Here is a 3,573-nt window from a genome sequence, read left to right as displayed (position 1 = left end):
ACCACCTATCTGGAGTGCATACCTATCGCTGACATCATTGGCGATACCGCAATGCAGTTGCGGTGAGCAGTTACTCAACTCCAATAGTTAGTAAGCTTGTTGGGATGATTGTCCAACCTGGTACAGCACTAATCGATGCTCAAAGCATTGGAAAAAAATAGGAACCATCAATGTCTAATTCAATTAACCAACAAATCTTACTCAAAAGCCGCCCAGTTGGCGAACCCAAAGAGAGTGATTTCGCCCTAGTCGAAACCCCAATCCCAGAACCAGGGGAAGGCGAAGTTCTCAACCGCACGATTTACCTCTCCCTCGACCCCTATATGCGCGGACGCATGAGCGATCGCGAATCTTATGCTTCTCCCGTAGAATTGGGTTCCGTGATGGTCGGTAGCACAGTTAGCCAAGTAGTGAAATCCAACCATCCCCAATTCAGGGCCGGAGATTTTGTGCTCGGTTATGAGGGTTGGCAAACTTATGGCGTATCGAAAGGCGAAACCTTGCGCAAGCTTGACCCCAATCAAGCACCCATCTCCTATGCCTTGGGCATAACGGGGATGCCGGGAATGACGGCATATTTTGCGCTGCTTGATATTGGGCAACCACAAGCAGGCGAAACAGTTGTCGTTTCTGCTGCCTCTGGCGCAGTCGGTTCAGTAGTCGGTCAAATTGCTAAACTCAAAGGCTGTCGGGCAGTGGGGGTGGCTGGGAGTGAGGATAAATGCGATTACGCAGTCAAAGAATTAGGGTTTGATGCCTGCATTAACCGCAAAACTCAAGACCTCAGTTCAGCACTGAAAGCCGCTTGTCATAAGGGAATTGATGTTTACTTTGACAATACGGCGGGTCCAATTTTAGAAGCCGTTTTGCAGCAGATTAATCTTGGGGCAAGAATACCACTGGTTGGTTTAATCTCGCAGTACAACGCAGAAACTCCTCCTCCTGGCCCTAATTTAATGCCACTGTTGGTTAAACGAGCGTTAATCAAAGGTTTTCTTGTGGGTGATTACCAACACCGTCAGGCAGAGTTTGTAAACGATGTTTCTCAGTGGTTGCAGGAAGGTAAGCTCAAGTATAAAGAAGACGTTGTAGAGGGACTGGAAAACGCGCCGCACGCCTTCATCGGTTTACTGCAAGGGAAAAACTTTGGCAAGCTGATTGTTCGGCTAAAACAAGAGTTCGTGCAACCAGGGGAAAGGTAGAAGAATAGCGCAAAAATCAACACTACTTTGCCCTTGGTGGTGCGAACCCTATATTTACCGCCTGTAAGAATTACTTGAGCGGCAGAAAGACGTCGGTAATCGCCTCATGCTGAGGTACATCAGGAAAAAAACTAACTCTCTGAAGAAACAGTGGAAAGTCTCGCGGTTCTTCTGTACTCGACGGGAGCCATTTCGAGTAAAGATAAGTGATGCTCTCGCCCAGGTTAGCGTCGTCGCCGATGTGTCGCAATACGGCACATCTACCAGCAGGAATGGTTTTTTCTACAACTCCAAATGGGTTGTCAGCCACATCTCGCTCTGTTGATGCACAAATGTCAAAGCGATAGTTTTCAGGCGAGGTTTCCGACGGATTATCGTAAAGGATGTTGAAAGTAGCGCTGACTTGGGGCGTCAGATTGTTCTGCTTTCGCCATTCGATAAACTTGCGAATCGAATTCCCGAGGAGATTTGGATCGCCACGGTGCTCGAGAGCAGCTACTTTGGTGTCTTTAAAGGTGATTAGCTTAACTTTCGCGGGCTGATTTTCTGGTTTCATATGCTTCATCCTTAAGTCACTTAATAATTGGTAAGTCGAGTGCCAAGGATTCCACTGCGGATGCTCTCTGAACTCTGTTGGAGTCTGCCCTATGTTCTTTTTGAATGCACGAGAAAACGATTCATGGTTTTCGTAGCCACTCGCCAGCGCGATATCGACAATCTGCATATAGTTGCGAAAGGCAAGTTGATATGAAGCTCGTTTCAAACGATTGAGCTGAACGTATTTGTATACGCTAATTCCGAAAAGCTCAGAGAACTGCCTGTGAAAATGATATTTCGAGAATGCAGCAATGTTGCTGAGCCGATCGACAGTAAGGTCATCGTCTAGATGAGAATCGATGTACTCAAGCACTTTGCGGAATCTAGAGTGATAGGTGTATTCAGCAGATTCTGTCAAATGTTGCATCCTCCTTGGCTATCAATATACTATTCCCTTGGAATTCATGAAGCCTGACAGAAATTGCTCAATCTACAGGTGTTCGGTTCGGAACCACGGCGTTCACCCCCTTTGTTAAGCGCAGTGACGATCCAACGCGATGAACACGGCTCAGCGATCGCATAACGCATCAACTCAACCATGTACCTCACACCTCCTAAACTGCCAATACTCAGTTCTACTGTGTCTCTAGCAAGATGTGGTAAACGTTTCCTTGCGTTTGAATTTGGTCATGGCTATGTGCACTTAAGCAATAGCTGCAAAACAAGGAGAACAGATGTCAGAAAGTACGTCAAACTCAGAAATGGTATACCGAACTCTTGGCAGCACAGGAGAGAGGGTTTCTGCGATCGGATTGGGTGGTTGGCACATCGGATTGAAGTATGTTGATGAGCAACTGGGTATCCGGATTGTTCGCACTGCGATCGACCGCGGCATCACTTTTATGGATAACAGTTGGGATTACAACGGTGGAGTCAGCGAGATTCGCATGGGGAAAGCCTTGCGCGATGGCTACCGAGACAAAGTATTCCTGATGACGAAAATCGACGGCCGTTCCAAGAAAGAAGCCGCAAGACAGCTAGACGAATCACTGCAACGCCTGCAAGTTGACTGCATCGATCTTGTCCAGCACCACGAAATCCTCCGGTTCGAGGATCCGCATCGAGTTTTCGATCCAGAAGGGGCAAATGCCGCCTTAATTGAGGCGCGGGAAGCTGGCAAACTCCGATATATTGGCTTCACCGGACACAAAGACCCCCAGATTCATCTGCATATGCTGAAAGTTGCAGCTAGTTATGGGTTTAAGTTTGATACGGCTCAGATGCCGCTGAATGTGATGGATGCACACTACCGAAGCTTTGGGAAGCTGGTTGTGCCAGAACTGGTTAAACAGGACATCGGCATTCTTGGCATGAAAAGCATGGCAAACGGGATTTTGTTACGGTCAAATACGGTAACGCCAATTGAGTGTCTGCACTATGCGCTGAATCTACCTACATCGGTTGTCGTTACGGGAATTGACAGCATGGAGATTCTCGATCAAGCGTTTGAGGCGGTGCGGACGTTCCAGCCAATGAATGACGAGCAGGTGCGATCGCTTTTAGCAAAAACGGCAGAAGCAGCATCACGCGGCGAGTTTGAGCCATTCAAAACCTCATCAATTTTCGACAGCACTGCCCAGAATCTAGATTGGCTGGGAGAGGAGCCACAGCGCCTTCAGCAACTGATGCCAACGTGATCGAGAGAGGCGATCGCCTAATTCGACTAACTTTACTTTTCTTTAGAGATAGCCTCTTAACTATAGCGATCGCAAATGATTTGTAAATCATAAATCATGTATAATGAGGGAGGTGGATCTAAGTAGAAGTTAAGATG

At 47.4% G+C, this 3,573-nt stretch carries 3 protein-coding genes; 2 read left to right on the top strand and 1 reads right to left on the bottom strand.

The window, feature by feature from the left end; all coding sequences use genetic code 11:
• The first annotated feature begins 170 nt into the window (after window positions 1-170).
• Window positions 171-1,202 carry an NADP-dependent oxidoreductase gene (locus tag QUA33_RS27810; protein WP_333152959.1) on the top strand — a complete coding sequence of 344 codons (1,032 nt, stop codon included), beginning with the start codon at window positions 171-173 and terminating at the stop codon, window positions 1,200-1,202.
• 70 nt (window positions 1,203-1,272) lie between these two features.
• On the opposite strand, the gene QUA33_RS27805 is transcribed toward QUA33_RS27810, so the two are convergent.
• Window positions 1,273-2,157 carry an AraC family transcriptional regulator gene (locus QUA33_RS27805; RefSeq protein WP_333152957.1) on the bottom strand — a complete coding sequence of 295 codons (885 nt, stop codon included), beginning with the start codon at window positions 2,155-2,157 and terminating at the stop codon, window positions 1,273-1,275.
• A gap of 316 nt (window positions 2,158-2,473) precedes the next feature.
• On the opposite strand from QUA33_RS27805, the gene QUA33_RS27800 reads away from it, so the two are divergent.
• On the top strand, window positions 2,474-3,436 hold the full coding sequence (locus tag QUA33_RS27800; protein WP_333152955.1) for an aldo/keto reductase: 963 nt from the start codon (window positions 2,474-2,476) through the stop codon (window positions 3,434-3,436).
• The last annotated feature ends 137 nt before the right edge of the window (window positions 3,437-3,573 follow it).

The sequence above is a fragment of the Microcoleus sp. Pol14D4 genome (assembly GCF_036701245.1).
Taxonomy (GTDB): Bacteria; Cyanobacteriota; Cyanobacteriia; order Cyanobacteriales; family Microcoleaceae; genus Microcoleus.
The sequence above is the reverse complement of the archived record's forward strand: the minus strand, read 5'-3'. Positions and strand labels throughout refer to the sequence as shown.

Bases quoted from the DNA above. Each gene is read 5' to 3' on its own strand.
- QUA33_RS27810 (WP_333152959.1), top strand. From the start codon at position 171: ATGTCTAATTCAATTAACCAACAAATCTTACTCAAAAGCCGCCCAGTT.
- QUA33_RS27800 (WP_333152955.1), top strand. From the start codon at position 2,474: ATGTCAGAAAGTACGTCAAACTCAGAAATGGTATACCGAACTCTTGGC.